Annotated in this window: 2 protein-coding genes and 1 pseudogene; 1 reads left to right on the top strand and 2 read right to left on the bottom strand. The window is 71.0% G+C overall.

Annotated elements, in window-relative coordinates; all coding sequences use genetic code 11:
• On the bottom strand, positions 1–424 hold a 424-nt coding region (locus WBL05_RS13730), incomplete at its 3' end, for a RidA family protein (RefSeq protein ID WP_424226717.1).
• 165 nt (positions 425–589) lie between these two features.
• Positions 590–2,859 (bottom strand): annotated as a pseudogene (locus WBL05_RS13725) (DEAD/DEAH box helicase).
• 88 nt (positions 2,860–2,947) lie between these two features.
• Here WBL05_RS13725 and WBL05_RS13720 point away from each other — a divergent pair.
• On the top strand, positions 2,948–4,450 hold the full coding sequence (locus WBL05_RS13720) for a DUF7059 domain-containing protein (protein ID WP_424226716.1): 1,503 nt from the start codon (positions 2,948–2,950) through the stop codon (positions 4,448–4,450).
• The last annotated feature ends 164 nt before the right edge of the window (positions 4,451–4,614 follow it).

The raw sequence follows: 4,614 nt of genomic DNA, 5'->3' as shown, positions 1-4,614 counted from the left end.
CGGCAGCTCCGTGCAGGGTCGTGCGCCGGATGACCGCCTGGGCCTGGATCTCGATCAGCGCGTCCGGGTTCACGAACTCGGTGATCTGCACCAGCGTGCTGGCCGGGTACGGTTTCGGGAACCGCGCCAACCGAACCCGGTGGATGTCGGCCAGGCCCTCCATCGACTTGACGAAGACCAGCACGTTGGTGACGTTGCCCAGGTCGCCGCCGAACTGGGCGAGGATCGACTCGATGTTGTCGATGCACTGCTCGGTCTGCGCAGCGATATTGCCGACCCCGACCAGCTCCTCGTCCTCGTTGAAGGCGATCTGCCCGGCGACCCAGATCAGGCTCACCTCGTCACTTATCGGCACCGAGATCGCGTTCGAGAACGCAACCTCCATCCCCATGGCATTTCCATAAGGCACGGCATCGAACTTCATCTGTTGTCCTCTCCCGGTGGCCACCGCCGGCCTCCGGCGTCATTGGGCGCGGGCACGCCCCACCTGTAGGCACCTGTCTAGCCGCTGCGGCCGAGGAAGCCCAGCACCCATTCGAGTGCGCCGCCGCACACCTAGTCGGGCAGCGACCCGCGTGTCGCGACCCGGTCAGGAGCCCAGCAGGACCTGCACCAGTTCAGCCGCGGCCGTCTTGTCGAGCATCTGGTTGCCGTTGCCGCACTTCGGTGACACGCAGCAGGTGGGGCAGCCCGCGTCGCAGTCGCAGCCCAGCAGCCGCTCCAGGGTGGCCCGCCACCAGTCCTCGGCCACCTTGAAGCCGCGCTCGGCGAAACCGGATCCGCCCGGCGCGCCGTCGTGCACGAAGATGCTGCACTGGTTGGTGTCTGGGTGCAACACCGTCGACAACCCGCCGATGTCCCAGCGGTCGCAGGGCGCGAACGCCGGCAGCAACCCGATCGCGGTGTGCTCGGCGGCGTGGGCGGCAGCGCCCAGCCGCACCGCGGAGTAGGCGAGCCGGGCGACCACGGAGTCCGGCACCAGCCACCACATCGACTGGGTGGTCATCCGGTGCACCGGAAGGTCGAGCGGGGTCTCGTCCCAGACGTCGCCGGTCACCGAATCGCGCCGCAGGTAGCTGCACACCTGGTCGGACAACTCGACCACGCCGTGGCAGACGATCCCGCGACCGCAGTCGCGCCGGGCCAGTTCGCTGATGATCCGCACCTCGCTGGTCCCCATCGGCTGGGTGTAGTACGGCAGCTCCATCTGCCGCACCATCGCCACCGAATCGGCCGGCAGGTAGCCGGTCACCAGCCACTGCTCGCCCTGGTGCAGGTAGACCGCGCCCTCGTGCACCGTGCGGTCGGCCGCCCCCCGGTCGACGCTGCCCACCACCCGTCCGGTGTCGGCCTCGATGATCTCCACCGGACGCCCGATCGCCCCGCGCAGGTCGATCGCGTCCACTGCCCGCTCCGGCCGGGTCCAGTACCAGCCGGTGGCCCGCTGCCGAAGCAGCCCCTGAGCGGACAACCGGCCGGCGACTGCGCCCATCTCTGGGCCGAACCAGCGCACGTCGCCAGGCTTCAGCGGCGCCTCCTGCGCTGCCGCCGCCAGGTGCGGACCCAGCACGTACGGGTTCTGCGGACACAGCACGGTCTGCTCGACCGGCCGGTCGAAGATCAGCTCGGGGTGGTCCAGAAGGTGCGCATCCAGCGGGTCGTCGCGGGCCACCAGCACCACCAGCGCATCCCGCTCACCACGACCCGCGCGCCCGGCCTGCTGCCAGAACGAGCCTAGCGTCCCGGGGAAGCCCGTGATCACCACCGCGTCCAGACCGGCGATGTCGACGCCCAGCTCCAGAGCGTTCGTGGACGCCACCCCCGCCAGTTCCCGGTTGCGCAGCCGGGACTCCAGGTCGCGCCGGTCGGCGGCCAGATAGCCCGATCGGTAGCTGGCCACCCGGCGTCCGGACTCGATGCGTTCGGCCGCCCGCAGCGAGATCAGTTCGGCCTGGGTGCGGCTGCCACGAAGGTGATCACCTGCTGCCCGTCGTCCACCAACCTCGCCAGCAGTTCGGACGCCTCGTGCGGCGCCTCACTGGCTGGCTTCCACAAGATGACGTCCCGCGCCGGGTGCGGGGAGGTGTCCTGGTCGATCTCGAGCAGCGGGGCGTCTTCACCGATCAGCAGCGCTCCCGAGGTGCCCGCCCGGTTTGCGGTGGCCGAGGCCAGCACGAAGACCGGCTCCGACCCGTAGGCGGCACACAGCCGACGCAGCCGGCGCAGCACCGCAGACACCTGCGAACCGAACACCCCGCGGTACCGGTGCGCCTCGTCGACCACCACGTAGCGCAGCGAACCCAGCAGTCCCGACCACTTTGCGTGGTTCGGCAGCACCGAGCGGTGCAGCATGTCGGGGTTGCTCAGCACCAGGTTGGCATGGTCCCTGGCGAAGCGCCGCTCGGCGGTTGAGCAGTCGCCGTCGAGGTTGGCGACCTGCCAGCCTTTCGGGCCGACGCGTCGGGCGGCCACCCGCTGGTCGTGCGCCAGCGCCTTGGTGGGGGCCAGGTAGAGCGCGGTGTGCCGGGCCACCCCCAACCTCGACCGCAGGTCGCCGGTCACCACTGCCAGGCTGGCCTGCTCGGGTGGCACGGCGGTGGCTGCCATGATCGGCATCAGGTACGCCAACGACTTGCCCGACGCGGTCGGGGTGGCCAGCGCTACGTGGCGTCCCGACCAGATCGCCTCGGCGGCGGCCACCTGGTGCGTCCACGGCCGTTCGATGCCGGAGGCGACGATCGACTCCAGCACGGGTTCGGGCAGCCACTGCGGCCAGTCGGCGGTCCCCCCGGCCTGCTGGGCGCGGTGCCGCACCGCGACGACGCGCGGGTCGGTGGCCAGCCAGCCTGGAAGTGCCATGCAGATACCCTGCCACGCGCCACCGACAGAACCGGTACCGCCACCAGTTGGACGTCCGGCCGCGGCTTCAGCCGGTGTCGGAGTCGTCATGCATAGTGGACCGGTGACCTGGATCGATGACCTCCGCGACCACCTGGTCGCCGCCGACTATCGTGTCGACCCGGTGCTGGCCCGGCTCGGTGCGGCCGGCCAGGCGGGCCTGGAACGCAATTCGACGATCCCTGCCCAGGACGCGCTGGCCGACGACCACGGGCCGCTGGCCACCCTGATCAGGTTGTTCCCGCTGGGTCTGTCGGTGCCGGTCGAGGACGCCGCGGCCGCGCTGCCGATCCCGGCGCTGCAGCGGGCCGGGCTGGTCAAGACCGCCTCCGGCCGGGCCAGGGCGACGGTCGACCTGCGGCCGTACGGCTTCCCGGCCGATCAGGGCCAGTGGGACGGCTGGATCGTCTCCGACCACACCCCTGGCCTGGACACCGACCGCCGGCCCACCCGCCCCGACTATGTGTTGGGAGTCAGCCCGGCGTCCACCACCCTGGCCCAGCTGACCATCCCCGACCGGGTCGGCAGCGCCCTCGACCTGGGCACCGGGTCAGGGGTGCAGAGCATGCACCTGTCCACCCACGCCAGCCGGATCACCGCCACCGACATCAACCCGCGCTGCCTCGACCACGCCCGGCTCACCGCCGCGCTCAACCAGGTCGACGTCGACCTGAGGGCGGGCAGCCTGTACGAACCGGTCGCTGACGAGCAGTTCGACCTGATCGTCAGCAACCCGCCCTACGTGATGAGCCCACCGACCACCACCGGACGCCTGGTCTACCGCGAGGCCGGCCTGCCCGGGGACGAAGTGGTGCGCCGGGTGGTCGCCGACTCCACCAACCACCTGACCGCGGGCGGCACCTGCCAGGTGCTCGCCAACTGGGCCATCCTCGACCAGCCATGGCACGACCGGCTGGCGGGCTGGGCGCCACCCGGCGCCGACCTGTGGGTGATCGAACGCGAACGCCTCGACCCGTACGCCTATATAGAGATGTGGCTCGCCGACGCCGGGCTGGCCGGCGACCCGCGCTGGCCGGCCGCCTACCGGGAATGGCTCGACTACTTCGAACACCTCGGCGTCCGCGGCGTCGGCATGGGCTGGATCACCGTGGTCAACGCCCAGCGCGACCAGCCCGACATCACCATCGAGAGCTGGCCGCACGAGGTGCAGGCGGTCGGTCCGGCGATCTCCGCCCACCGGCACGCCGTCACCAACTCCCGGCGGCCGGACGCCGAGCTGCTGGCCACCAGCTGGAAGCTGCGCCCCGATGTGATCGAGGAGACCATGGGCGTCCCCGGCGCGACCGACCCGCAGTACGTGGTGCTGCGGCAGACCACCGGGCTGAAGCGGGCGATGGCGGTCGACACCGCACTCGGCGGCGTCCTCGGGGCCTGCGACGGCTCGCTGCCGCTGGGCGCGATCATCGACGCGGTGTCGAACCTGCTGGCCGAACCCTCCGGGCAGCTGCGCCAGGCCCTGCTGCCCGTGCTGCGCACCGCGGTGGTCGAGGACTACCTCCGGCCGGTCAGCGCCGGCGGCAGTGAAGCATGAAGTCCGTGGGCATTCCGGCGGCAAGCACAGCGGCGTAGGCGTCCATGCGTTTTGCCGTCGGCTGGTGGGAAGGAACCGGCCGGCGTGACTTGATAGGAGCGTGGCATCGCCCCCACTGAGATGTGTCCGCCGACCGGTCCCGACCGTCCTCCACTGATCAGGTG

It is taken from the genome of Brooklawnia sp., from assembly GCF_049651565.1.
Taxonomy (GTDB): Bacteria; Actinomycetota; Actinomycetes; order Propionibacteriales; family Propionibacteriaceae; genus Brooklawnia.
The sequence above is the reverse complement of the archived record's forward strand: the minus strand, read 5'-3'. Positions and strand labels throughout refer to the sequence as shown.